Source organism: Pseudonocardia zijingensis (assembly GCF_042657305.1).
In the GTDB taxonomy this organism is placed as follows: domain Bacteria; phylum Actinomycetota; class Actinomycetes; order Mycobacteriales; family Pseudonocardiaceae; genus Pseudonocardia; species Pseudonocardia zijingensis.
Map to the genome: position 1 here is coordinate 79,761 of NZ_JBHSKO010000025.1, position 24,725 is coordinate 104,485.

The 24,725-nt window shown below is 72.8% G+C and carries 25 protein-coding genes; 11 read left to right on the forward strand and 14 right to left on the reverse strand.

Annotated elements, in window-relative coordinates:
- Nucleotides 1-45 precede the first annotated feature (45 nt).
- The 5 genes from ACFPL3_RS33760 to ACFPL3_RS33780 all read right to left on the reverse strand — a co-directional run bounded on the left by ACFPL3_RS33760 (nt 46) and on the right by ACFPL3_RS33780 (nt 4,323).
- On the reverse strand, nt 46-798 hold the full coding sequence (locus ACFPL3_RS33760) for an SDR family NAD(P)-dependent oxidoreductase (RefSeq protein ID WP_343943011.1): 753 nt from the start codon (nt 796-798) through the stop codon (nt 46-48).
- Between the two features lie 29 nt (nt 799-827).
- Nucleotides 828-1,919, reverse strand: a complete 1,092-nt coding sequence (locus tag ACFPL3_RS33765; protein ID WP_343943012.1) for an alkene reductase — start codon at nt 1,917-1,919, stop codon at nt 828-830.
- A gap of 97 nt (nt 1,920-2,016) precedes the next feature.
- A complete protein-coding gene (locus ACFPL3_RS33770; protein WP_343943013.1) occupies nt 2,017-2,484 on the reverse strand; it encodes a MarR family winged helix-turn-helix transcriptional regulator in 468 nt (155 codons plus the stop codon).
- 31 nt (nt 2,485-2,515) lie between these two features.
- On the reverse strand, nt 2,516-3,469 hold the full coding sequence (locus tag ACFPL3_RS33775; protein ID WP_343943014.1) for an SMP-30/gluconolactonase/LRE family protein: 954 nt from the start codon (nt 3,467-3,469) through the stop codon (nt 2,516-2,518).
- Nucleotides 3,466-4,323, reverse strand: a complete 858-nt coding sequence (locus tag ACFPL3_RS33780; RefSeq protein ID WP_343943015.1) for an MmyB family transcriptional regulator — start codon at nt 4,321-4,323, stop codon at nt 3,466-3,468. The genes ACFPL3_RS33775 and ACFPL3_RS33780 overlap by 4 nt, the downstream gene beginning before the upstream one ends.
- Nucleotides 4,324-4,483: 160 nt before the next feature.
- Here ACFPL3_RS33780 and ACFPL3_RS33785 point away from each other — a divergent pair, with 160 nt between their 5' ends.
- Genes ACFPL3_RS33785 through ACFPL3_RS33800 form a run of 4 tightly spaced genes read left to right on the forward strand, consistent with a single transcriptional unit; the run spans nt 4,484 to nt 8,058 of the window.
- On the forward strand, nt 4,484-5,131 hold the full coding sequence (locus ACFPL3_RS33785; protein WP_343943016.1) for an ABC transporter permease: 648 nt from the start codon (nt 4,484-4,486) through the stop codon (nt 5,129-5,131).
- Nucleotides 5,124-6,293 (forward strand): ABC transporter ATP-binding protein, encoded by a 1,170-nt coding sequence (locus tag ACFPL3_RS33790; RefSeq protein ID WP_343943017.1) that lies wholly within the window; start codon nt 5,124-5,126, stop codon nt 6,291-6,293. Before ACFPL3_RS33785 ends, ACFPL3_RS33790 begins: the two co-directional genes overlap by 8 nt.
- Complete coding sequence (locus tag ACFPL3_RS33795; RefSeq protein ID WP_343943018.1) at nt 6,290-7,093, forward strand: ABC transporter permease; 804 nt, start codon at nt 6,290-6,292, stop codon at nt 7,091-7,093. Before ACFPL3_RS33790 ends, ACFPL3_RS33795 begins: the two co-directional genes overlap by 4 nt.
- Nucleotides 7,090-8,058, forward strand: coding sequence for a glycine betaine ABC transporter substrate-binding protein (locus tag ACFPL3_RS33800; RefSeq protein ID WP_343943019.1), 969 nt, complete (start codon nt 7,090-7,092; stop codon nt 8,056-8,058). The genes ACFPL3_RS33795 and ACFPL3_RS33800 overlap by 4 nt, the downstream gene beginning before the upstream one ends.
- A 6-nt stretch (nt 8,059-8,064) precedes the next feature.
- Here the strand turns inward: ACFPL3_RS33800 and ACFPL3_RS33805 are convergent, their stop codons facing one another.
- The gene (locus ACFPL3_RS33805; RefSeq protein WP_343943020.1) at nt 8,065-8,976 is read right to left on the reverse strand and encodes a DoxX family protein; all 912 of its coding nucleotides are present in this window, start codon (nt 8,974-8,976) and stop codon (nt 8,065-8,067) included.
- Nucleotides 8,977-9,090: 114 nt separating this feature from the next.
- Here ACFPL3_RS33805 and ACFPL3_RS33810 point away from each other — a divergent pair, with 114 nt between their 5' ends.
- The 3 genes from ACFPL3_RS33810 to ACFPL3_RS33820 are packed head-to-tail and all read left to right on the forward strand — an operon-like array spanning nt 9,091 to nt 12,236.
- A complete protein-coding gene (locus ACFPL3_RS33810) occupies nt 9,091-10,035 on the forward strand; it encodes an ROK family protein (RefSeq protein WP_343943021.1) in 945 nt (314 codons plus the stop codon).
- A 55-nt stretch (nt 10,036-10,090) separates the two neighbouring features.
- On the forward strand, nt 10,091-11,701 hold the full coding sequence (locus ACFPL3_RS33815; protein ID WP_343943022.1) for an alkaline phosphatase D family protein: 1,611 nt from the start codon (nt 10,091-10,093) through the stop codon (nt 11,699-11,701).
- Between the two features lie 13 nt (nt 11,702-11,714).
- The gene (locus ACFPL3_RS33820; RefSeq protein ID WP_343943023.1) at nt 11,715-12,236 is read left to right on the forward strand and encodes a GNAT family N-acetyltransferase; all 522 of its coding nucleotides are present in this window, start codon (nt 11,715-11,717) and stop codon (nt 12,234-12,236) included.
- Here ACFPL3_RS33820 and ACFPL3_RS33825 read toward each other — a convergent pair.
- Nucleotides 12,214-12,789 carry a hypothetical protein gene (locus tag ACFPL3_RS33825; protein ID WP_343943024.1) on the reverse strand — a complete coding sequence of 192 codons (576 nt, stop codon included), beginning with the start codon at nt 12,787-12,789 and terminating at the stop codon, nt 12,214-12,216. The two genes, ACFPL3_RS33820 and ACFPL3_RS33825, sit on opposite strands and share 23 nt — an antisense overlap.
- 89 nt (nt 12,790-12,878) lie before the next feature.
- Nucleotides 12,879-13,619 (reverse strand): maleylpyruvate isomerase family mycothiol-dependent enzyme, encoded by a 741-nt coding sequence (locus ACFPL3_RS33830; protein ID WP_343943025.1) that lies wholly within the window; start codon nt 13,617-13,619, stop codon nt 12,879-12,881.
- 73 nt (nt 13,620-13,692) lie between these two features.
- Between ACFPL3_RS33830 and ACFPL3_RS33835 the strand changes: the two genes are divergently transcribed.
- From ACFPL3_RS33835 to icmF, 3 genes are all read left to right on the forward strand, one after another.
- Nucleotides 13,693-13,959, forward strand: coding sequence for a hypothetical protein (locus tag ACFPL3_RS33835; protein ID WP_343943026.1), 267 nt, complete (start codon nt 13,693-13,695; stop codon nt 13,957-13,959).
- A 53-nt stretch (nt 13,960-14,012) separates the two neighbouring features.
- Nucleotides 14,013-14,603 (forward strand): phosphotransferase, encoded by a 591-nt coding sequence (locus ACFPL3_RS33840; RefSeq protein WP_343943027.1) that lies wholly within the window; start codon nt 14,013-14,015, stop codon nt 14,601-14,603.
- 91 nt (nt 14,604-14,694) lie between these two features.
- On the forward strand, nt 14,695-17,907 hold the full coding sequence (gene icmF, locus ACFPL3_RS33845; protein ID WP_343943028.1) for a fused isobutyryl-CoA mutase/GTPase IcmF: 3,213 nt from the start codon (nt 14,695-14,697) through the stop codon (nt 17,905-17,907).
- Between the two features lie 33 nt (nt 17,908-17,940).
- Here the strand turns inward: icmF and ACFPL3_RS33850 are convergent, their stop codons facing one another.
- On the reverse strand, nt 17,941-19,188 hold the full coding sequence (locus tag ACFPL3_RS33850) for an MFS transporter (RefSeq protein WP_343943029.1): 1,248 nt from the start codon (nt 19,186-19,188) through the stop codon (nt 17,941-17,943).
- Nucleotides 19,185-19,670: a MarR family winged helix-turn-helix transcriptional regulator gene (locus ACFPL3_RS33855; protein WP_343943030.1), complete on the reverse strand. Its 486-nt coding sequence runs from the start codon at nt 19,668-19,670 to the stop codon at nt 19,185-19,187. Before ACFPL3_RS33855 ends, ACFPL3_RS33850 begins: the two co-directional genes overlap by 4 nt.
- A gap of 59 nt (nt 19,671-19,729) precedes the next feature.
- On the opposite strand from ACFPL3_RS33855, the gene ACFPL3_RS33860 reads away from it, so the two are divergent.
- Entirely contained in the window at nt 19,730-20,524 is a 795-nt protein-coding gene (locus ACFPL3_RS33860) for an aminoglycoside phosphotransferase family protein (protein ID WP_343943031.1), read from the forward strand.
- Nucleotides 20,525-20,617: 93 nt separating this feature from the next.
- On the opposite strand, the gene ACFPL3_RS33865 is transcribed toward ACFPL3_RS33860, so the two are convergent.
- Genes ACFPL3_RS33865 through ACFPL3_RS33880 form a run of 4 tightly spaced genes read right to left on the reverse strand, consistent with a single transcriptional unit; the run spans nt 20,618 to nt 24,721 of the window.
- A complete protein-coding gene (locus ACFPL3_RS33865) occupies nt 20,618-21,655 on the reverse strand; it encodes an NAD(P)-dependent oxidoreductase (RefSeq protein ID WP_343943032.1) in 1,038 nt (345 codons plus the stop codon).
- A complete protein-coding gene (locus ACFPL3_RS33870) occupies nt 21,652-22,746 on the reverse strand; it encodes an ABC transporter ATP-binding protein (RefSeq protein WP_343943033.1) in 1,095 nt (364 codons plus the stop codon). Before ACFPL3_RS33870 ends, ACFPL3_RS33865 begins: the two co-directional genes overlap by 4 nt.
- Nucleotides 22,743-23,852 carry an ABC transporter ATP-binding protein gene (locus tag ACFPL3_RS33875; protein ID WP_343943034.1) on the reverse strand — a complete coding sequence of 370 codons (1,110 nt, stop codon included), beginning with the start codon at nt 23,850-23,852 and terminating at the stop codon, nt 22,743-22,745. The genes ACFPL3_RS33870 and ACFPL3_RS33875 overlap by 4 nt, the downstream gene beginning before the upstream one ends.
- On the reverse strand, nt 23,852-24,721 hold the full coding sequence (locus ACFPL3_RS33880; RefSeq protein ID WP_343943035.1) for a carbohydrate ABC transporter permease: 870 nt from the start codon (nt 24,719-24,721) through the stop codon (nt 23,852-23,854). The genes ACFPL3_RS33875 and ACFPL3_RS33880 overlap by 1 nt, the downstream gene beginning before the upstream one ends.
- Nucleotides 24,722-24,725: the final 4 nt, after the last annotated feature.

Below are 24,725 nucleotides of genomic sequence, written 5' to 3' on the forward strand. Positions count from 1 at the left end.
CGGACGGTAGAAGTTGCCGCGACGAGAAGGTCAAGCCTGGCCGGATCAGTTCATGAACATGCCACCATCGACGTTGAGCGTCTGACCGGTCACGAAGTCGGCGTCCGGCGAGGCGAGGAAGAAGATCGGGCCGACCAGGTCGCCGGCGTGCTGGTCGCGCCGGAGAGCGCGACCCTCGCGCTGGGAGGCGATCAGCTCCGCTGGGAACTGGTCGAGGACGGGCCCGGTGAGCGTCAGGCCCGGGGTGAGGAGGTTGACGGTGATCGCGTCGTCGCCGACCTCCCGGGCCAGGCTGCGCGTGAAGCCCACCAGGCCCGCCTTCGCCGAGACGTAGTGGACCTGGCCGGCGACACCCGGGTACATGGACGCGGAGCCCACGTTGACGATCCGGCCCCATCCGCGGCTCCGCATCAGGGGCAGGAGGGCGTGGGTGACGAGGAAGTAGCCGGTGAGGTTGATGTCGATGACGGTGCGCCAGCGCTGCGGGGTGGTGTCGGCGAAGTGGTCGAAGGGGAAGAAGCCGGCGACGTTCAGCAGGACGTCGACGCCGCCCCCGTCACGTGCCGCGGCGGCGAGGGTCTCGACGTCCTGCTCGTCGGCGATGCTGCCTGCGACGGTGACGAGGTCGTCCCCGGCGTCGAGGCGGGAGCGGAGGGCGTCGAGGGCGTCGGCGGAGACGTCGGTGGCGATGACGCGGTCGCCGTTGCCGAGGAAGCGCTCGACGAGCGCGGCGCCGACGCCGCCCGCGGCGCCCGTGATGACGACGGTGCGGCCGGTCGCGTGGGATGTGGTGGTCATGGGTTCGTCCTCCGGAGAACGGGTGAGGGTCAGGACGCCGCGAGCGCGGGGTAGTCGGTGTAGCCGCGGTCGTCGCCGCCGTACGCCCGTGACATGTCGGGCAGCGCGAGCTCGGCACCGTCGGTGAGGCGCGTGACCAGGTCGGGGTTGGCGATGAAGAGCCGGCCGAAGGAGACGACGTCGGCGGCTCCGGCGTCGACCAGGTCGAGGCGGCGCGGGTGGTCGAGCGGGTCCGGCGTGGCGGCGTTCAGGACGAGGGCGCCGTTCCACGCGGACCTGAGAACCGGGGTGAGCGCCGGGTCGCCCGCCTCGACGAGGTGCAGGTAGGCCAGGTCGAGCTCGTTGAGCCCCGCGACGAGCAGCGGGTAGGTCGTGGCGTGGTCGGGCTCGTGGGTGTCGCCGAGCCCGTTGTTCGGCGAGAGGCGCAGGCCGGTGCGGTTGGCGCCGACCGCGTCGGCGACGGCGCGGGCGACCTCGATGGTGAGCCGGATGCGGTTCTCGGGGCTCCCGCCCCACCGGTCGGTGCGGCGGTTGGCGTTGGTCGCGAGGAACTGGTGCAGCAAGTAGCCGTTGGCCCCGTGGATCTCGACGCCGTCGAAGCCGGCGGTGACGGCGTTGCGGGCGGCGTCGGCGAAATCGGCGATGGTGGCGACGATCTCGTCGTCGGTCAGCTCCCGCGGCACGACATGGTCCTGCAGGCCCGTGGGCGTGAAGATCTGCCCGGCGGCACGGACCGGGGACGGCCCGACGGGGACGACGCCGGCGGTCGAGCTCGGGTGCCCGATCCGGCCCGTGTGCATGAGCTGGGCGACGATCGTCCCGCCGCGGGCGTGCACCGCGTCGGTGACCGCCCGCCACGACTCGACCTGGCTCGCGGAGTGGAGGCCGGGCGTCGCCGGGTAGCCCTGGCCGGTCGGGCTGGGCTGGATCCCCTCGGTGACGATCAGGCCGGCGCCTGCGCGCTGGGAGTAGTAGGTCGCCATGTCGGGCGTCGGGTGGGTGTCGTAGGACCGGCTGCGCGTCATGGGCGCCATCGCGATCCGGTTGCGCAGCCGCAGGCTGCCGAGCTGAACGGGCTCGAAGGCCGTCCGGTGGGTCCGGACGTCGGGGTGCCGGGACATCGGTGCTCCTCGTTGGTGGTCGTTCGGTGCTTCAGTTAGCCGAACAACTAAATTGGCGGGAGCATTCCTTGTCCGGCCAACTTTTTCGAGGAGCGGGTCAGTGACCGTCGAGATGGGCCTGCTCCGCGGCGGCCTGCAGGCCGGCCTCCAGCTCGGTGAGCAGCGCCAACGCCTCGCTCGTACGTTGCGGCGACAGCCCGTCGACCGTGAGCCGCTCGAGAGTGGCCCACGCCTGCTCGACCTTCTCCCGCAGCGGCAGGCTCGCCTCGGTCGCCTCCACGATGACGGCGCGGCCGTCGGACGGGGAGGGCGAGCGGCGGACCAGGCCCGCCTTCTCCAGGCGGGCGATGCTGCGGGCCATCGTCGGCGCGTCCGAGTCGAGCGTGCGGACGAGATCGACCTGCCGCTGCGGGCCGTCGCGCCACAGCGTCATGAGGACCAGCTCCTGGCCGGGGTGCAGACCGCTCTCCCGCAGCAGGCGGGCCGCGATCGACTTGTGCAGCCGGGCCAGCCGGAAGATCGCCGAGCTCAGCGGGCCGACCTCGAACACGGGCCGTCCATCCATGCCCGCGAGCGTAACGGGGAAGGTTGTCCGGCTAATCAAGACCACCCGCGACGAGCCGCGCCACCCGCAACGCGGGCCGGTCTCCGCCGAGCAGCGCGCCGTTGGTGATGAACGCGGTGCCGTCACGGACGACCACCGCCGTGGTGCCCTGCAGCCCGTCGCCGCCGTCGAGGAGCACGCGGTGCGTGCCGTCCTGCGCGACGACGACCACCTCGCTGGTGTCGTTGAGCGCCGCGAGGATCTCGTCGTCCCGGCCGGTGAAGTCGAAGTCGTCCACGCCGGCCAGGCCGGTGGCGTGCACGGTGGCCGGCCCGGCCGCGCCCGACGGCTGCACCGGGATCCGCAGGATCGTGCCGCGGTCGTAGTTGCTCACCCACACCGCTCCCCCGTGCAGCTTGAGCCCGTTGGCCCCGAAGAAGCGGGACGGAGCGAGGGCGGGGTCGGCGCTCCAGACCGCCGGTTCCCCGCCGTGCAGCGGCGCTTCCCACACGCGGCCGCCGGTCGAGTCGGTGACGAGGAAGCGGCCCGCGGCCTCGTCGACGATCAGGGCGTTCGGCATGGTGTCCGCGGGCAGCGGGACGATCAGGTGGGGCTCGGTCGCGCCGGGCGGCAGTCGCCAGATGCCGGTCATCCCGCCCCGCCCGGCCGCGTAGAGGAAGACCACCGCGCCGCCGGGGTCGCGGGCCACCCCGGTGACCTGCGCGGCGCCGACCACCGGTGTGGTGCCGTCGCCGCCCGCGGGCAGCGGCATGGCGGCGAGCACCTTGGCGCCGCCGTCGCCCCGCACCCGGACCACCTGCCGGGCGCCGATCATGCCGATCACCGCGTCGCCCCCCGGTTCCACCGCGATGCTCTCGGCGTTCTGCCCGGCGGCCGCGTCGAACTCGGCCAGCACCCGGACGTCGGTGAGCTCCGTTCCCGCGGTGGGCGCACACGCGGCCAGAGCCGTCGTGGCGAGGAGGGCGAACGCCCGCACGGCCTTCACGACGTCCGCCGGGGCGCCGCGGTGCCGAACCGCTCCCGGCCGAGCACGCCGAGCAGCTCGAGCTTCCCCACGGCCTCGCTCCCCGGGGCGGGCGAGTACACGACCAGCCGCTGTCCCTCGCCGGTGGCCAGGACGTCGAAGTCGAGCTCGACCAGCCCGACGGCCGGGTGGAGGATCCGCTTGCGGGCGCTGCGGCGGACGGCCACGTCGTGCTCGGCCCACCGCCGCCGGAACTCCGGGCTCGCGGCGCGCAGGGCCCGCACCAGCCCCGTGGCGCACCGGTCCCGGCCCCGCGCCGCGACCGCCGCCCGCAGGTCGCCGACCTGCGCCCGGCTCTCCGCCTCGTGGTCCTCGACGGGCAGGCCGGCGCGGAACGCAGGATCGGTGAACCAGTGGTACGTGCAGCTGCGGGCGTGGCCGCGCAGCCCGGTCTGCTCGCCGAGCAGCGCGTCGGCGAGCGCGTTCTGCGCGAGCACCACGTTGAGGTCGGAGGCCACCAGCGCGGGGAGGGTGGCCAGGTCGTCGAGCAGGCGCAGCAGGGCGCGGTCGACGTGGTCGGCGCGCCCGGCCACGGGCGGTGCGGGGTGCCCCGCGAGCCGCAGCAGGTGGTCGCGTTCGTCCCGGTCGAGCCGCAGCGCCCGGGCGAGGGCCGCGACGAGGGCGGCCGAGGGCGCGGCGCCGCGACCCTGCTCGAGCCGCGCGAGGTAGTCCGGGGACATCCCGGCCAGCTGCGCCACCTCGAACCGGCGCAGGCCCGGCGTCCGGCGCCGGCCCACCGCGGGCAGCCCGACGTCCGCGGGTTGCAGCACCGCCCGCCTGCTGCGCAGGAAGTGCCCGAGCTCACCGTGATCCACGCGTTCCAGCATGGGTCGGCCGGCTGCGGACAGCCAGGACCTGTCATGTCCATGGTCGGGCGCCCGTCATGTCCGGCGGGCGGACGTCAACCGGAATAGGGTTCCCGAACCGCCGGGCCGAGCCACGACCGGCGGACTGGAGGAGGAAAGGGGGTCGGGGGTGAGTCTCTGGCAGTACGTCGCCGAACGCTGGGACCGGCTGTCGTTGCAGGCCTGGTTGCACGTCAGCGGCGTCGTGCAGTGCACGATCCTCGCCGCGATCATCGGGGTCGTCGTCGGGATCATGGTCTACCGCAGCCCCGCGGGGTCGGCGATCGCCACGGCGTTGTCCAGCACGATCCTGACGATCCCGTCGTTCGCGCTGCTGGGTCTGCTGATCCCGATCGTCGGGCTGGGCGTCACGCCCAGTGTGATCGCGCTGACGCTCTACGGCCTGCTGCCGATCGTGCGGAACACGATCGTCGGGCTGTCCGGGGTGGATCCTGCGGTCTCGGACGCCGCGAAGGGCATCGGCATGGGCCGGGTCGGGGTGCTCACCCGTGTCGAGCTGCGCCTGGCGTGGCCCGCGATCCTCACCGGGATGCGGGTGGCCGCGCAGATGCTGATGGGCATCGCGGTGATCGCCGCCTACGCGAAGGGCTTCGGGCTGGGCTCCGAGGTGTTCTCCGGGTTGACCCGCGCCGGCTCGGCCAACTCGCTCAACCAGGCGCTCGCCGGCACCCTCGGCGTCGTCGTCCTCGCCCTGATCCTCGACGGGATCTTCGTGTTGATCTCCCGTCTGACCGTCCCGAGGGGGATCCGTGACTGAGACCATCGAGCAGCCGACGGAGCAGGGCGTCAGCGGCGCCGAGATCCGGCTGGAGAAGGTCACCAAGAAGTACCCGAACACCTCGGCGCCTGCCGTCGAGGAGTTCACGATGACCATCCCCGCGGGGAAGGTGGTCGTGTTCGTCGGCCCGTCGGGCTGCGGCAAGACCACGACCATGCGGATGATCAACCGGATGGTCGAGCCGACGTCGGGCACGATCACGATCGACGGCAAGGACGCGCTGCACATCGATCCCGACCAGCTGCGGCGCACGATCGGCTACGCCATCCAGCAGGCCGGGCTGTTCCCGCACTACACCGTGGCGCAGAACATCGGCGTGGTGCCGGGCCTGCTGAAGTGGGACAAGAAGCGGATCGCCGATCGCGTCGACGAGATGATGGAGCTCGTCGGGCTCGACCCCGCGACGTTCGCCCACCGGTTGCCACGCCAGCTCTCCGGTGGCCAGCAGCAGCGCGTCGGGGTGGCCCGGGCGCTCGCCGCCGACCCGCCCGTCCTGCTGATGGACGAACCGTTCGGCGCCGTCGACCCGATCACCCGCGGCAACCTGCAGGACGAGCTCATGCGCCTGCAGGCCGAGCTGGGCAAGACGATCGTGTTCGTCACCCACGACTTCGACGAGGCCGTGAAGCTCGGCGACAAGATCGCCGTGCTCGGGGACCGGTCGAGCATCCAGCAGTACGACACCCCGGACGCGATCCTCGCCAACCCCGCCAACGACACGGTGGCCGGGTTCGTCGGCGCGGGCGCCTCGCTCAAGCAGCTCACGCTGACGCGGGTGCGCGACGTCGACTACTCCACCGACCAGGTGCTCGCGGTCGGCGACAACGAGCGCCCGGCCGTCGTCGCCGAGAAGCTCACGAAGTCCGGCCGGACCTACGCGCTCGTCCTCGACGCGCGCCGGCGCCCGCAGCGCTGGGTGCACGTGCGGGAACTGGTGGGCAAGCAGTCCCTCGACGGCGTGGGCAGGCCGGTCGGCGACACCGTGTCGACCCAGTCGACGTTGCAGGACGCGCTGGAGGCGATCCTCACCGAGGGCGGGTGCGCGCCCGTCACGGGCAGCCGCGGCGAGCTGCTCGGCTCGATCGACATCAACACCGTCACGAGCGTGATCGCCAACGTCCGTGAGGAGCACGGCGCATGACGGCCGCGGTGGAGGGCCTGCCCGGCGTCAGCGGCACCCGGGCGGTCGAGCAGCGGCCCAGCGTCGCGCTGCGGTCGGACCGGCTGCGGCTGTTCGTGCAGCCGATCGCGGTCGTGCTGATCGTCGGCGCGGTGATCGTGTGGGCGCTGAGCGGCGAGCTCAGCGCGAACGAGCGGGAGACGCTCAACCTGCCGACGATCCTCACCCTGACCGGGCAGCACGTGCTGATCACGCTGGTCGTGAGCGCGCTGGTGGTCGTGATCGCAGTCCCGCTGGGCATCGCGCTGACGCGGCCGGCCCTGCGCTGGTCGAGCCCGGTGTTCCTGGCGATCGCGAACGTCGGGCAGGCCGCACCCGCGCTGGGCGTGATCGTGCTGTTCTTCCTGTGGACCGGGATCGAGGGGCTCTGGGCCGTCGCGATCCCGCTGGTCTTCTACACGCTGCTGCCGGTGCTGCGGAACACGATGGTCGGCATCCAGCAGGTGGACCCGTCGCTGATCGACGCGGGCCGCGGCATCGGGATGTCCGCGTGGGGGGTGCTGCGCCGGGTCGAACTGCCGCTGGCCGTGCCGCTGATCCTGGCGGGCCTGCGCACGGCGCTCGTGCTCGCAGTCGGCACGGCCACGCTCGCCTTCTTCGTCAACGGCGGTGGGCTCGGAGAGCTCATCGACACCGGTTACAAGCTGCAGCTCAACTCCGTCATGTACGTCGGGTCGGCGCTGGCGATCGGGCTGGCGCTGCTCGTCGACTGGGTCGGCGGGATGGCCGAGCGCTGGCTCGCACCGAAGGGGGCCGAATGAGGAGGCCCGCCGCGGCGCTGCTGGCCGCCGCGATGTTCGTGCTGACCGGCTGCGGGCTGACGCAGAACACCGCGGTGCCGTTCACCGTCACCCCGGGCACGATCACCCCGGTCCCGGCCCTGGAGGGCGTGACGATCACGGTGGGGTCCAAGGACTTCACCGAGCAGATCCTCGTCGGCTACATGGCCGAACTCGCCCTGACGGCGGCGGGGGCGGACGTCCGCGACCTCACCAACATCCAGGGGTCGTCGAACTCGCGGCTCGCCCTCAAGACCGGTGACATCGATCTGACCTGGGAGTACACCGGCACCGGCTGGATCAACTACCTGGGCAACACCGATCCGATCCCCGACGAGCAGGCGCAGTACGAGGCCGTGCGCGACACCGACCTGCGCGAGAACGGGATGCGCTGGCTGCCGTACTCCGAGCTGAACAACACCTACGCGTTCGGCGTGACCGAGGCCTACGCGCAGGAGCACAACCTGCGCACCACCTCGGACATGACGGCGTTCCTGCAGCAGAACCCGGACGAGGCCGTGTTCTGCGTGGAGACCGAGTTCGCGAGCCGGCAGGACGGCATGCCGGGGGTGCAGGCCACCTACGGCTTCCCGACCACCGAGGTGAAGACCTTCGGCACCGGCGCCATCTACGCCGGCATCGCCAACGGCACCTGCAACTTCGGTGAGATCTTCACGACCGACGGCCGGATCGCCGGGCTGAACCTGCGCGTGCTGGAGGACGACAAGCGGTTCTTCCCCCAGTACAACATCTGCGTCGTGCTCCGGGAGGAGCTCTACCAGCGCCACCCGGAGATCGAGCAGGTGATGCAGCCCGTGGCGATGGCGCTGAACAACGAGGAGATGATCGAGCTCGGCAAGAAGGTCGACGTCGACGGCGCCGACCCGGGCATCGTGGCCCGAGACTGGATGATCTCCAAGGGGTTCATCGGCCCCGACACGGCCTGACGCCGGTCAGTGGGTGAGGGCGTGGGCGCGCTTGCGCGCGTCCGCGGCCAGCCCGCTCGCCTGGTGGGCCACCGCGCTGCCCGCCGCGGAGGCGCGGGCCGCGACGTCGTGCCCGAGCTTGCTCGCCACGCCCGGCGCCTTGTCGAGGCGCTTCTGCAGCTCGGCCGTGCGCTTCGCGGCGCGCTTCTGCAGCTGCGCGGTGCGCTTGGCGGCGACCTTCTGCAGGTGCGCGCTGCGCCGGTCGGCCACCTTCTGCAGGTGGGCGCTGCGGCGCTCCGCCCGCTTGCGGGCCTTGGCGGCGCTCTTCGAGAGCGCGGCACCGGTGGCGGGTGCGAGCCCGGCCAGCCCGGCGGCGACACCCGCGACCGCGCCGCCCGCCTGCTGCGCGGAGCCCGAGACCTTGCCGCTCGCGTCGTGCACGGCACCGGTGACGCGCCCGGCGACGTCCGACGCGGCTCCCGTCACCACGCCCGTCTGCGCGGCGGCGAGCTTCGCGGCCCGGCGGCCGCGCCAGCCCAGCGACGGCTTGCCCTCGGTGTCGGCGGCCGCGATCAGCAGGCCGCCCAGCAGCCCGACGTTCTTGAAGAAGTGGATCTGCTGCTCCTGCTTGCGCTGCGGGTCGGTCTCCTCCCAGAACCGGTGGCCGGCCAGCGTGGTGGGCACCAGCGTGGCCGCCAGTGCCGTCGCGGCGAGGCGGGGCCACTTGCCGAGCGCGAGCATGGTGCCCGCGGCGATCTTCACCCCGGCGTCGATCTTGACCAGCAGCACGTCGTCGGGGCGGTGGTCGACCGGGGCGACCTCGGTCGCCTTGTCGACGGCCGGCGCCACCGCGTCGAGCACCGGCCGCGCGGCCTCCACGTGTGCCTCCGGGGCGCGGAGGGCGTTGATGCCGCCCTGGATGAAGAGGGCGGCCAGCATCGGTCGGGCAACTCGTCGAAGGAGCATGTCGAGCGCATAGCCGCGCAGGGGCGCATCCAAACCCAGCGTCGACCATCCGCTGTATCGATCAATCGGTGGTGACATCATTCGGGGGTGACGACCCCCAGGCTGGCCATCGGGCTTGACATCGGCGGCACCAAGATCGCCGGTGCCGTTGTCGACGAGCGCGGCACCGTCGTGGCGGAGCTGGTGGAACCGACGCCGGAGGAGTCCGACGCCGAGTCGGTCACCGAGGTGCTGCTCTCCCTCATCGAGCGCTTCCGCGCGGCCCACGACGTCGCCGCGATCGGTGTCGGCGCCGCAGGCATCGTCGAGTGGCCCGCCGGCCGGATGCTGTGGGCGCCGAACAACTCCTACCGCGACTGGCCCGTGCGCGAGCAGCTGGAGAAGGTCACCGAGCTGCCCGTCATCGTCGACAACGACGCCAACGTGGCCGCGCTCGCCGAGGCCCGGCTCGGGGAGCCCTACCCGAACATGGTGCTGGTGACGGTGGGCACCGGCATCGGCGGCGGCCTCGTGATGGACGGCAGCATCTACCGCGGGCCCACCGGCCTGGGTGCCGAGCTCGGCCACATCATCCTCAACCCGGACGGTCCGCGCTGCGGCTGCGGCAACCACGGCTGCTTCGAGGCGTTCGCGTCGGGCACCGCGCTCACCCGGATGGCCCGCGAGGCGGCCGAGGACCACCCGGACGGCCTCATCGCCCGCATCGGCGCCGAGGAGGGCGAGGTCACCGGCCACACGGTGCTCGAGGCGGTGCAGCAGGGCGACGAGGTGGCGAAGGCGCTGTTCGCCCGGCTCGGCCGCTGGCTCGGCGTCGGCATCGCGTCGCTGGCCAACATCTTCGAGGTCGACGCCGTGGTGGTCGGCGGCGGGCTGGTGGAGACCGGCGAGCTGCTCCTCGGACCCGCCCGCACCACCGCGCGGGAGTACGCGTACGCGCCCGCCGCGCGCGGCGTTCCCCCGGTCGTCGCGGCCACGTTCGGCGGCGACGCGGGCAAGATCGGCGCGGCGCTGCTGGCGCTCGACCACGCCTGACGCGGGCCCGTTCGCACGGGCGGCGGTGTACCCCGTCACTCACTAGTGTGGTGGAGTGACACTCGTACTCGGACCGGTGCTGCGCCACGTCGGCGAGACCACGGCGTCGGTGTGGGTCCAGACCGAGCGCGCGGCCACCGTGTCGGTGCTCGGCGCCACCGCGCAGACCTTCGAGGTGGCGGGGCACCACTACGCGCTCGTGCCGGTCACCGGGCTGAAACCGGGCGCGGTGGTGCCCTACGAGGTGCACATCGACGGTGAGCGGGTCTGGCCGCAGGACAACAGCCCGTTCCCGGCGAGCGTGATCCGCCCGCGCTCGGCGAGCGGCGGGCAGCTGCGCGTGATCTTCGGGTCCTGCCGCTACTCGAAGGTGACCGACCCGAAGCTGGCGGCGCAGCTGGGCGTCGACGCGCTCGACGCGTACGCGGCGCGCATGGTCGACCGCCCGCTCGAGGAGTGGCCCGACGCGCTCCTGCTGCTCGGCGACCAGGTGTACGCCGACGAGCTCACGCCCCGCCACCGGCGCCGGATCGCCGGGCGGGCAGACCGGCATCTCGACTGGCCCGACGACGAGATCGTCGGCTTCGACGAGTACGTCGGCCTCTACAGCGACGCGTGGACCGACCCGGAGATCCGGTGGCTGATGTCCACCGTGCCCACAGCGATGATCTTCGACGACCACGACGTGCGCGACGACTGGAACACCTCCGCCGCCTGGCGCGCCGAGATGAACCGCACGCCGTGGTGGCGCGAGCGGATCCGGTCGGCGCTCGCGTCGTACTGGGTGTACCAGCACATCGGCAACCTCCCCCCGGAGGAGCTCGCGGCCGACACCGACTACCGCAAGATCGTGGAGCACGGCGGTGACACCTGGCCGCTGCTCGTCGAGCTCGCCGACCGCGCCGACGCGGAGTCCGGCGGCGCGAAGGGCGTGCGGTTCAGCTTCCGCTGGGACATCGGCCGCTCCCGCCTCATCATGATCGACTCCCGGAACGGGCGGATCCTCGAGGACGGCGCCCACCTCATGCTCGGCGAGTCGGAGTTCTCCTGGATCGAGAATCAGGCGGCGGCCCCGGGGGAGGTCGACCACCTCCTGATCGGCACGTCTGTCCCCTGGTTGCTGCCGCACGCCATCGGCGACCTCGAAACCGTCAACGAGATCGCTGCCGCCCGGCCGGGCCCGCGCGGCAAGCTGGCCGAGGCCCTCCGCCAGGCCGCCGACCTGGAGCACTGGCCCGCGTTCCGGGCCTCCTTCGACCGGCTCACGGCCATGATCGAGCGGGCCGCCGCGAGCGGGATCGCCGCCGTCACCGTGCTCTCCGGCGACGTGCACCACAGCTACGCCGCGCGGGCCGACCTCCCGAGCCGCCCCGCGGCCCCGGTCCACCAGCTCACGTGCTCCCCGGTGCACAACATGATCCACGTGTTCGTGCGGCCGGGGTTCCGGCTCGGGTGGTCGCGGGCCGCCCGGTGGCTCGCCGAACGCTGGGCCCGGCGCGCCGGGGCCCCGCCCAAGCCGCTGACCTGGGAACGCCTGGTCGGCCCCCTGTTCGGCAACACGATCGCCACGCTCGACATCCACGAGCGCCGGGCAGAGGCGATCTTCGAACAGCCGCTCTCGTCGGCATCGCTCGTGGAACGTGCCCGCCTCGATCTCACCACCTGAAAGGGACCCCCCGATGACGGCCATCGCCACCGAACCGTCCGCGATCGCAGGCCAGACCGTCGTACTCCGCCCCACCACCCCCGAGCACGTGCCCGTGTTCCTCTCGATCCTGCGGCACGAGGAGATCGCCCCCTGGTGGGGCGGCTACGACCTCGAACGCGTCCGGCGCGAGCTGCTCGGGCCGCAGGGCTACGCGATCGAGCTGGCGGGCGAGGTCGTCGGCCTGATCCTCTACCGCGAGGAGACCGACCCCGACCACCGCCACGCCGCGCTCGACCTCGCGCTGCACCCCGACTTCCAGGGCCAGGGCCTCGGCTGCGACGCGCTGCGGGCGATGGCGCGGTTCCTGTTCCGCAGCCGCGGCCACCACCGCGTCACGATCGACCCCGCCGCCCACAACGAGCGGGCGATCCGCAGCTGCGCCCGGGCCGGGTTCGAGCCGGTCGGCGTGATGCGCCGCTACGAGCGCTCCGCCGACGGCGGGTGGCACGACTGCCTCCTCATGGACCTCCTCAGCCCCGACCTGCCGTCGTAGCCCGCGAACCGCTCTCCCACAGCGGGCCGGCCACCAGCCAGATCCCGACCACCGCCCAGGCCCGCCCGATCCACCACGACAGCAGCCCGGACTGCTCGGGCGTCGCGACGAACAGGATCAGCCCGCCCAGCACCACCGAGGCGATCGCGGCCGCCACGACAACGCGGTTCCACTCCCGCCAGAGGGCCGCGACGCGCTCGGGCGTGCCCTTGGCAGGTTTCACCGGCGGCGGTCCACCGGCGAACCGGTGCGCGAACCGCACGTCGGCCCAGCGCACGATGCTCGGCCCGAACGCCACGCTGGACCCGAGGTACAGCGCGGCGAGCCCGTGCACCGAGCGCGGCTCGGCACCCCGCAGCAGGTCCAGCGTGACGGTGACGACGAGCACCACGTCCAGCAGCGGGATGGCAGCCAGCAGCAGCGTGCTGGGCGTCCGGAGCCGCAGCAGGTACCGGGTGACGAGCCCGAGCCCGAGCAGCACCCACAGCCCGATCTCGCACGCGACGATCAGCGCGACGATCGGGTCGCGCACCAACTGCACCAGGTTCTCCACGCGAAGAACGCTATGGAGACGGATGCGTCCAGGAATCCGGAGAAATGGCGAGGTCCGCGTCGGCGGAAAGGATGACGCGGGCCGCCCCGTCAGAAGGGGGTGCGTTCCAACCAGGTGCGCCACGCCGCGGCGTCGCCGAACACCTGCAGGCGGGGGTCGTCGGGCGGGATCCGCCCCAGCACCGCCTGCAGGAGGGCGGCCGCGCTGCCCCGCACCGCGACGGAACCCTTCGCGTGCCCGTGCTCCCACGCGACGCGCCCGTCCTGCGAGCGCACCAGCCACTCGCCGTCGGCCCCGAGGCCGTCGTCGGTGGCGTGCAGGTGCAGCGTGGCGCCCGCGGGCAACGCCGGCCCCGCCTCGGGAACCCGCCGGGAGGTGAGGATGTCGAGCCACTCGGACACCCCGTCGGCGGCCAGCTCGGGTTCGATCACGAACGGCACGCCGAGCGCGATCGCCGCATCGGCCCGGTGCACCGTGGCCTCGTGCAGGCGGCGCCGCACCCACCACGCCGCGGGCTTCGGGCCGGTGAAGGTCCACACCGGCACGTCCGGGTCGGCGGCGACCGTGTCGACCAGCATCCGTGCGCTGTCGGCGAGCCAGGCGATCGGGTCGCCGCTCGGCTTGCCGTCCGGCACCGCGCGCTGGTCGATCCGCTCGTTCGAGCGCTCGCGCACGATCATCGCCGCCCAGCGGTCGCCGCGCCCGACGTGGGTGAGCAGCTGCCGCAGCACCCACCCGGGGCACGTCGGCACCGGGGTCTCGGGGTCCGCGGGCGCCAGCAACGTGCCCAACCTGCGGTTCTCCTCGAGGAAGGCGGTGGCGATCTCCATACCCTGACGCTAGCCCCATGGGGTGATCGGGGGTGCCCGCATGGTCGAACGCCGGACGGGGTAGGAAACGCATATGGCGCCAGAGAAGCGGGAATGGTCGGTCCCCGGCCCGATCCGGGCCCTCCTGTGGTGGCCCGGAGTCGCGTTCGTGCTGGTCATGGTCGCGCCGGACTCCGCGGCGGTGGGGATCGCCGTCTCCGGCGCCGCGCTGATGGTGCTCGGCGCGGTCGTCCCGATGGTGTCCCGGCGGCTGCGCGCCCCCCGCCCGCCCCGGGTGGTCGACGCCCCGACCGTCGAGATGCCCACCGTGGAGATCCCGCCCGTGGAGCGCGTCGCCTGAAGCTGCTCGGATCCGGCCGCACGGCCGACGTCTACGCCCTCGACGACCGGAGGGTGCTGCGCCGCTACCGCGCCCGCGGTGAGGTCACCCGCGAGGCCGCCACGATGGCGCACGTGGTCGCGCACGGGTTCCCCGCCCCGGCGGTCTTCTCCGCCGAGGGCACCGACCTGGTGATGGAACGGCTGCACGGGCCCGTTCTGCTCGACGCCGTGGCGTCGGGTGACCAGGACGCCGGTGCCGCCGCCCGCGTGCTCGCCGACCTGCACGCCCGGCTGCACGCCCTCCCCGCCCGCTCCGGCGCCGCCGACGAGCGGGTGCTGCACCTCGACCTGCACCCCGCCAACGTCGTGCTCACGGAACGCGGCCCCGTGCTGATCGACTGGACGAACGCCACCGACGGGCCCGCGGATCTCGACGTCGCCCTCACCGCGGTGATCCTCGCCCAGGCCGCGGTCGACCCCGGCCAGGTCTACGCACGGATCGCGCGGGAGATGCTCACGGAGTTCGTCGCGGCGACGGGGCAGCAGGCGCTCCCCCTGCTCGACCGGGCCATCGCCCGGCGGGCCGCCGACCGTTCGCTCACCCCCGCCGAGGTCGGCCTGCTCGACGACGCGGCCGCCCTCATCACCGTCACCGCCCGCTGACCCGCCGTAGCGCAACTCACCCCAGAGACAACTTGCACGTCCGATACTCGGAAGCCAAACTAAATCGGAGGTGCGGGTGAGAGGACGATCGATGTCAGAGCTGCACGAGCCGGCACACCCGGTGCGTTTCGTCACCGCCGCGAGCCTCTTCGACGGCCACGACGCGGCGATCAACATCATGCGGCGCATCCTGCAGCGCCAGGGCGCCGAGGTGATCCACCTCGGGCACAACCGCTCGGTCGACGAGGTCGTCACCGCGGCGATCCAGGAGGACGCCCAGGGCGTGGCCGTCAGCTCCTACCAGGGCGGGCACGTCGAGTACTTCAGCTACCTCGTCGAGCTGCTGCGCGAACGCGGCGCCGGGCACGTCAAGGTCTACGGCGGGGGCGGCGGCGTGATCGTCCCCCGCGAGATCGAGCTGCTGCACTCGCGCGGGGTGTCCCGGATCTTCTCCCCGGAGGACGGCCAGCGGCTCGGGCTGCCCGGGATGATCAACGAGATGATCCGGGAGTGCGACGTCGACCTCGCCGCCACTCCCCCGGCCTCCTTCGAGGGCCTCTACACCGGCGAGCAGAGCACCCTCGCCCGTGCGTTGACGCTCGCCGAGGCGGGGCGGCTGCCCGCCGACCTCGACCTCACCCCGCGCCGCACCGTGCCCGTTCTCGGGATCACCGGCACCGGCGGCTCCGGCAAGTCGAGCCTCACCGACGAGCTCGTCCGGCGCTTCCGGCTCGACCAGGAGGACAAGCTCCGGATCGCGGTCCTCGCCGTCGACCCCACCCGCCGCCGTGGCGGGGGCGCGCTGCTGGGCGACCGGATCCGGATGAACGCCCTCAACGGGGGCAGCCAGGTCTTCTTCCGCTCGATGGCCACCCGGGGCACCGAGGCCAGCCTCCCGGAGCGCCTGGGCGACATGATCGGCGTGCTCAAGGCCGCCGGGTTCGACCTCGTGATCGTCGAGACGCCCGGCATCGGGCAGGGCGACGCCGGCATCGTGCCGTTCGTCGACCGCTCGCTGTACGTCATGACGCCCGAGTTCGGGGCGGCGTCGCAGCTGGAGAAGATCGACATGCTCGACTTCGCCGACGCCGTGGCGATCAACAAGTTCGAGCGCCGCGGCGCCGAGGACGCCCGCCGCGACGTCGGCCGCCAGCTCGTGCGCAACCGCGAGGAGTTCGGCGCCTCCTGGGAGGACATGCCAGTCTTCGGCACCAGCGCCGCCACCTTCAACGACGACGGCGTCACCGCGCTCTACCACCACGTGCGCGACCTGCTCGCCACCGACGGCCTCGCCGTCGGCGAGGGCAGGCTGCGCCGCCCCGACCGCAAGACCTCCAGCGAGTACGCCGCGATCATCCCGCCGCAGCGGGTGCGGTACCTGTCCGAGATCGCCGAGACCGTGCGCGGCTACCACGCCGACACCGCCAAGCACGTGGACGCGGCGCGGCGTCGCCAGCACCTGCGCACGGCGCGCGAGGTGGTCGGGGACGCCGCCGCGAACGTCCTCGACGAGGCCCTGCAGGCGGCCGAGCGGGAGCTCCCGGCGGGCAGCGCAGCCCTGCTCGACGAGTGGCCGCAGGTCGTGGAGGCGTACTCCGGCGACGAGATGGTCGTGAAGGTCCGCGACAAGGACCTGCGCACGCAGCTCACCCGCGAGACGCTCTCGGGCAACAAGGTGCCGCGCGTCGCGCTGCCGCGCTTCTCCGAGGACGCCGAGCTGCTGCGGTTCCTGCGCTCCGAGAACCTGCCCGGGCGCTACCCGTTCACGGCGGGCGTGTTCCCGTTCAAGCGCGAGGGCGAGGACCCCGGCCGCATGTTCGCGGGCGAGGGCGACGCGTTCCGCACCAACCGCCGCTTCAAGCTGCTGTCCGAGCACTCGGAGGCCAAGCGGCTCTCCACCGCCTTCGACTCGGTCACCCTCTACGGGCGCGACCCCGACACCCGCCCGGACGTCTACGGCAAGGTCGGCACGTCCGGGGTGTCGATCGCGACGCTCGAGGACATGAAGGTCCTCTACGACGGCTTCGACCTCACCTCGCCCACCACGTCGGTCTCCATGACGATCAACGGGCCCGCGCCCACGATCCTCGCGTTCTACCTGAACACCGCGATCGACCAGGTGATCGACCGCTTCCGGGCCGAGGAGGGCCGCGAGCCCGACGCCGCGGAGCGCGAGGAGCTCACGGCGTGGGCGCTGCAGAACGTGCGCGGCACGGTGCAGGCCGACATCCTCAAGGAGGACCAGGGCCAGAACACCTGCATCTTCTCCACCGAGTTCAGCCTCCGGATGATGGCCGACATCCAGGAGTGGTTCATCCAGCACAAGGTGCGCAACTTCTACTCGGTCTCCATCTCCGGCTACCACATCGCCGAGGCCGGGGCGAACCCGATCAGCCAGCTCGCGTTCACGCTCGCCAACGGGTTCACGTTCGTCGAGAGCTACCTCGCGCGCGGAATGGACATCGACGACTTCGCCCCCAACCTGTCGTTCTTCTTCTCCAACGGCATGGACGCCGAGTACTCCGTGATCGGGCGGGTGGCCCGGCGGATCTGGGCGATCGCGATGCGGGAGAAGTACGGGGCGAACGAGCGGTCGCAGAAGCTCAAGTACCACGTGCAGACCTCGGGCCGGTCGCTGCACGCGCAGGAGATGGACTTCAACGACATCCGCACCACCCTGCAGGCCCTCTGCGCGCTCTACGACAACGCCAACTCCCTGCACACCAACGCCTACGACGAGGCCGTCACCACCCCCACCGAGGCCTCCGTACGCCGGGCCATGGCCATCCAGCTGATCATCGGCAAGGAATGGGGCCTGTCGATGAACGAGAACCCCCTGCAGGGCTCGTTCATCATCGAGGAGCTCACCGACCTCGTCGAGGAGGCCGTGCTCGCCGAGTTCGACCGCATCTCCGAACGCGGCGGCGTGCTCGGCGCGATGGAGACCGGCTACCAGCGCGGCCGCATCCAGGACGAGTCACTGCTCTACGAACACCGCAAGCACGACGGCTCGCTGCCGATCATCGGCGTCAACACGTTCGTGCGCGAGCACGACGGCCCTCCGCAGGAGATCGAGCTCGCCCGCGCCACGGAGGAGGAGAAGCAGAGCCAGCTCCACCGGCTCGGCGACTTCCAGCAGCGCCACGCAGGCGAGGCCGCCGACGCGATCCGGCGGCTGCAGGACGTGGCCACGGGCGACGGCAACGTCTTCGACGAGCTGATGCGCGCCGCCCGCGTGTGCTCGCTGGGGCAGCTGACGGACGCGTTCTTCGAGGTGGGTGGGCAGTACCGCCGGAACATGTGACGGGGCGACCGGGGAAGTTCAGGAAAGCCACATTCAGGGCCCCACAGGGCTTGAATGTGGCTTTCCTGGCCTCACGGGGCGCCGCAACGCCGGCGTCACCACCGCCACCGCCGCCACCCCCAGCACGCACAGCACGCCACCCGAGACCGCGGCCACGCCCGCCGACGTCGCCCCGGCCACCAGGCCGGCGCGGAAGTTGCCCAGGTGCGGGCCCGCCATGCCCACGACGTCCTCCACCGCGCTGACGCGGCCGCGGTAGTCGTCCGGGGTGACGAGCTGCACGAGCGCGCCGCGGGAGATCACGGAGATCGTGTCGGCGGCGCCCGCCACGGCGAGGCAGGCGAGCGCGAGCCAGACGGACGGTGCCCACCCGAACGCGGCCAGCGCGAGCCCCCACATCCCGGCCGCGACGAGCATGACGCGGCCGGGCCGGCGGGAACGCGTGGCCATCCCGGACGCGAGCCCGGCGGTGATGCCGCCGACGGCGATGGCGGACAGGAACAGCCCGAGCGTCTGCGGGTCGCCGCCGAACTGCTCGGCGTTGACCACCGGGAACAGCGAGATCGGCATGGCGAGCACGGTGGCGATCAGGTCGGTGAGGAACGCCCCCGCGAGCACGGGGCGGCTCACGATGAACCGCCAGCCCGCCACCACGGCGCGCAGACCCGGGCGGGCGGCCGTCCCGTCGGGCGGCAGCGGCGGGAGGCGCAGCACGCCGTAGAGGGAGGCGAAGAACGTCAGCGCGTTGACGGCGTAACAGGCACCCGTGCCCCATCCGGCCACGACGAAGCCCGCGATCGCCGGCCCCACCAGCAGGGAGACGTGGAAGCCGAGGTTGATCAGCGCGAGCCCGGCGCCGATCTGGTCGGCAGGCAACAGGCGGGCCGCGAACGTGCGGCGTGCCGGGGTCCCGAGAGCAGCGCCCGCCGACTGCAACGCCACCAGCCCGAGCAGCACGGCGAGCGAGCCCAGCCCGGCGAACGCCTGCGCGGCCAGCAGCGCGGTGACGACCACCTGGCCGAGCGAGGTGGCCACGACCAGCCGCCTGCGGTCGACGGCGTCGGCCAGCACCCCTCCCACCTGCCCCATCAGGACCAGGGGCACGGCCTGGGCCAGGCCGATCGCACCGACCGCCACCGGGTCGGCCGTGAGCTCCCAGGTCTGGTACAGCACGGCGACGACGGTGAGCTGGCCGCCCACCATCGACAGGACGTTGCCCACCCACACGCGCCGGAAGTGCGGGCTGGATCGCAGCGGCCGGGTGTCGATCAGGAGCTTCACGGCTCGCGCCGATCGAGCCGGTCGGCGATCCGGTCGTGGAAGGAGCGGCGGGCGAGCGCCGCCTCCAGGTCGTGCGCCACCTGGCTGAGCGCGTACGGCACCTCGGCGTCCAGCTCGGCGACCGCCTCCTCGGTGGCCCGCCACTCGGCCTCGAGCAGGGGCAGCAGTTCCCGCGCCCGGTCGGTGAGCACCACCTCGCGGGTGCGGGCGTCGGCGCCGGAGACGGTGGTCACGAGGCCGTCGCGCTGCAGGGCGGCCACCGTCTGGCTCATCGCGGAGTGCGTGACGTCGAGCGAGTCGGCCAGTGCCCGGATGGTCATGCCGCCGCGGCGGCCGAGCCGGATCAGCGGGCCGACGAACCGCGGCCGCACCCCCGTGATGCCGCGTTCGGTGTAGATGCGGGCGATGTCGGCGTTCATCGCGTCCAGCAGCAGGAAGACGTGGTGCCACCGGCTCTGCTCGGACGGGTCCGGAGTGGTCACGCGGCAGATCGTAACAGCACTTATACAAGCACTTGTACAAGCACTGTCATGATATTCCGATGACTTCCTCCCGCATACTCGGCACCGTGCTCGAGGAGGTCCCGCTCGCCGAGGGAAACGTGACCGGCGGCGTCGTCCGGGTCGGGGACACGGTGCGCCGCCCCGCCGGGCCGTGGACGCCCGCCGTGCACGCCCTGCTGGCCCACCTGAACGACGTGGGGTTCCCCGCAGCGCCCCGCCCCCTCGGGCTCGACGAGCGGGGCCGCGAGGTGCTGACGTTCGTGCCCGGCACCACGGTGTGGCCGGACCGGTTCGCCGAGGTGGGGCCGCGGGCCCGGCTCGAGAAGGTCGGCCGGCTGATCCGGGACCTCCACGACGCGGTGGCCGGGTTCACCCCGGCGCCGGACGCGCGCTGGCACGTGGTGATCCCGCCCGAGGACGACGGCCGCGGCGAGATCATCGCCCACCACGACCTGGCGCCCTGGAACCTCGTGGTCGACGGGGAGGCCTGGACGTTCATCGACTGGGACGGCGCGGGCCCCGGCTCCCGGCTCTGGGACCTCGCCTACGCCGCGAAGGCCTTCGTGCCGCTCTCGGCCGACCCGGCGCTGCAGCGGCCGGACGCCGCCGCCCGCCTGCGCGTCCTCGCCGACGCCTACGGGCTCGACGAGGAGCAGCGCAGACGGCTCGCGCCGATGCTCGCCCGCCGCTCGAGGGCGATGTACGAGCTGCTCGCGACCGGCACCGGCCCCTGGGCCCGCCTGTGGGCGAAGGGGCACGGCGAGGTGTGGCAGGCGGACACGGCCTACATCGCGAGGCACGAGGCCGACTGGCTGACGGCGCTGCTGGCCTGAGGCCCTCCCCGGAGGCCAGCTCGGACGCCAGCATGGTGGCTTTGCTGGCGCATTACGCCAGTAAAGCCACCATGCTGGCATTCAGGCCGGCGTTCAGGCCGGCAGGAGCTCCGGGTTCGCGCAGTTCGCCGGCCGACCGCCGGCGAGCACCTTCGCCACCTCGGCCCCGATCCGGGCGGCCGACTCCTCCGCCACCTGGCGGGAGGCGCCCGCGAGGTGCGGGGTCGCGAACACCTGCGGGCGGCGGGGCAGGGGGTCGTCGGGTGCGGGCGGTTCGGGGTCGAACACGTCCAGCACGGCCGCCCGCAGGTGTCCCGTCTCCAGCGCGGCGTCGAGGGCGCGGGTGTCCACGAGCTCGCCGCGGGCGGTGTTGACCAGCACCGACCCCGGGCGCATCGCGGCGAGCGCCGCCGCGTCGATCATCTGCTTCGTCTCGGGGGTGAGCCGGGCGTGCAGGCTCACCACGTCGCTCGCGCCCAGCAGCTCCGGCAGGTCCACGAGCTGCACGCCGACCCGCTCGGCGTCCTCCGCGGACGCGTACGGGTCGTGCGCGAGCACCCGGGAGCCGAACCCGCGCAGCAGCTCCGCCACCCGCAGGCCGACGGCGCCGAGCCCCACGAGGCCGACCGTGGCGGCCCGCAGCTCCAGCCCGGTGCGCTCGTAGCGGAAGCCCGCGGCGTCCCAGCGGCCGGCGGCCAGCTCCGCGGCGGCGGCGGGCAGGCCGCGCATCGCGCAGATCATGGTGCCGACGCAGAACTCGGCCACCGCGCCCAGGTTCCGCCCGGGCAGGTGCACGACGAGGGTGCCGGCGGCGGTGGCGGCGGGCAGGTCGACGTTCACCGGGCCGCCCCGCGTCACGCCGACGACGCGCAGCGTGCCCCGGCCGGCGTCGAGCACCTCGGCCGTGAGCGGGGCGAGGTGCGTGACGAGCGCGTCGGCGCCCCGCACCAGCTCCGCGAGCCGGGCCGGGTCGCCCGCCGCCTCCCGCACCCCGTCCAGGGCGCCGAACGGCTCGGTGGGCCACGGCGTGTCGATCCGCCGGAACTCCGCCTCGACGCCCGCGTCGGCGAGCGCGCGGGCGAGCAGGTCGGAGGAGATGAACTCGTCCCCCGCGCAGACCACCACGGTCATCGCAGGCGCTCCCCCGTGGCCGGGTCGAACACGTGCACGCGCTCGGGCGGTGCCGCGATCGTCACCGGGTCGCCCGCCCGCAGCGGGTGCCCCGGCTCCACCTGGGCCACGAGCCGGGTGTCCACCCCGGGCAGCTCCACGGTGGCCAGCCCGTACTCGAGCAGGTCCTCGAACACCAGAACGGTTCCCTCCAGGCCAAGGCCCTCGGTCGGATGGCAGTCCTGCGGGCGCAGCCCGACCACCACGTCGGCGCCGTCGGGCACCCGCACCGCGGTGGCCAGTCCGCCGACGCCGCCGACGCGCACGCCGCTGCCGGTGCCGACGCCGGGCAGCAGGGTTATCGACGGCTCGCCCACGAAGTCGGCGACGAACTTGTCGGCCGGTGCGTCGAAGACCTCGTCCGGCGTGCCGAACTGCTTGATCACACCCGCGTCCATCACGGCCATGCGGTCGGCGAGGCTGAGCGCCTCCAACTGGTCGTGCGTGACGACGATCGTGGTGTAGCCGAACTCGCGCTGCAGCACCTTCAGCTCCCGGCGCACGCGCTGGCGCTGCCCGGCGTCCAGGTGCGAGAGCGGCTCGTCCAGCAGCAGCACCGGGGGGTTGCGCACCAGGGCGCGGGCGAGCGCCACCCGCTGCTTCTGGCCGCTGGACAGGCTCGCGGGCCGCAGGTCGAGCAGGTCGGTCATCTCCAGCCGCTCGGCGAGCGCGTCCACCCGGGCGTTCGCGTCCTTGGCGCGCCGCGCCTTCAGCCCGTACGCGAGGTTCTCGCGGACCGTCAGCGGCGGGTACAACGCGTAGCTCTCGAACCCGACGCCCACGTTGCGCTTGCCCGGCGGCAGGTCGGCCACCGAACGGTCGCCGATCATGATGCGCCCGGCCGTCACGGTCTCCAGCCCGGCGATCATCCGCAGGGTGGTGGTCTTCCCGCACCCGGACGGGCCGAGGAGGGCCACCAGCTCCCCCGGCTCGATGTCGAGGTCGATGCCCTTCACGGCCTCGAACGGCTCGCGGCCGCGTGCGGTGTAGGTCTTGCGCAGCGACTCGAGCCGCAGGCGCTGGGCCGTGGCGGTAGCGGTAGCCGTGGTCATCGGGCACCTCCGGTGAGCGCGCCCTCGGGTCGCCGGGCGGCGCCCAGCCGGGTGCCCTCGGCGGAGAAGACGTGCACGCGGTCCCAGTCGACGGCGAGCGCGATGTCGTCGCCCTCGTGCACGCGGTGGTCGGAGGTGACGGTGATGACCTGCACGCCGGCCACGTCCACCGCGAGCTCCACCGACCGCCCGAGCCGCTCGGCCAGCTTGACGCGCCCGCGCAGCACCAGCCGGTCGGCAGGCGGCTCGCCGTCCACGATCTCGAGGTCGCGGGGCCGCAGCCCGATCTGCACGGCGCCATCGGCGTCGCCCGGTACGCCGACGGCGAAGGCGTCGCCCACCCGGGCGACGCCCGCCTTCGCACCGGCGTCGAGGAGGTTCATCTCGGGCTGGCCGAGCGAGCGGGCGACGAACGTGTCCACCGGCTCCGACCAGAGCTCCGTCGGCGTGCCGACCTGCACCAGCCTGCCCTCGCGCAGCACGCCGATGCGGTCGCCGAGCGCGAGCGCCTCCTGGTAGTCGTGCGTGACGTAGAGCGTGGTGGTGCCCGACAGCTCGCCGAGCTGCTTGAGCTCCGCGCGCATGGCGGCGCGCAGCTTCGCGTCCAGGTGCGAGAGCGGCTCGTCGAGCAGGTAGACCTCGGCGGGGCGCACCAGCACCCGGCCCAGCGCGGTGCGCTGGCGCTGCCCGTTGGACAGCTCCCGCGGGTAGCGCTTGAGCAGGTGGTCGATGCCCAGGGTCGTGGTCACCTGCTTGATCCGCTCGGCCTGCTGCTGCGGCGTCCAGGTGCCGTTGCGGCCCGATCGCAGCGGGGAGGCGAGGTTCTCCTCCACCGTCTTCTGCGGGTACAGCGCGTAGCTCTCGAACGCCATCGCGACGCCCCGGTCGTACGGCTCGACGCCGGTCATGTCCCGGCCCGCGATGCGGATCTCGCCCTCGGCCCCGTCGACGAGGCCGGCCACGCTCTTGAGCGTGGTGGTCTTGCCCGCGCCCGAGGGGCCGAGCACCACGAAGAACTCGCCGTCGGCCAACTCCAGGTCGATGCCCCGCAGGGCCACCGTCTTGCCGTAGCGGGCGGTCAGGCCCGTGATCGAGAGGGATCCCACTAGGACTTCACCGCCCCGAACGACAGCCCGCGCACCAGGTAGCGCTGGATCGACAGCGCCACCAGCAGCGGCGGCAGCGCGGCGATCAGCGCGGCCGCGGCCGTCAGGTTGTAGTAGGCCTGCCCGCCGCCGCCGAGGAACCGGGTGACGGCCACCGTCACCGGCGTGTGCTGGCTGCCGGTGAGGATCAGCGGGAACACGTAGTTGTTCCAGGCGAAGATGAACGCCAGCAGCGCCGCCGCCGCGATCCCCGGGCGCACCAGCGGCAGCGCCACCATGACGAACGCGCGCTTGCGGGTGTAGCCGTCGAGGAGCGCGGCCTGCTCCAGCTCGGCGGGCATGTCCTGGAAGTAGGAGCGCAGGATCCAGACGATCAGCGGCATCGTCACCAGCTGCAGCACCCAGATCATACCGACGTTCGTGTCGAACAGACCGATCTGGTTGTAGATGACGAAGAGCGGCACGATCACCATCAGCTCCGGCGCGAACCGGAACGACAGGATCGTGAACATCACGTCGTTGGATCCCTTGTACTGCCAGCGGCCCGCCGCGTACGCCGCCGGGATGCCGATCACCAGCGAGACGATCACGGCCCCCACGCAGTTGATCACGCTGGTGAGCAGGGCGTCTGTGAAGTTCACGCTGGTGAGGCGCTCGCCCTCGTCGGACAGCACGGTGGCGAAGTTCTCCAGCGTGGGCGTGAACGCGAAGTACGTGCTGATCTGCTCCGCGTTGGTCTTGAGCGCCAGCAGCACCATCCAGACCAGCGGGAACAGCGAGAACACGAACCACGCCAGCAGCGCCACGTCGGCGCCCACCGACGCGGGCGAGAACCTCCGCTGCCCCGGCCCCAGCTCCCTCGAAGCCATGGTG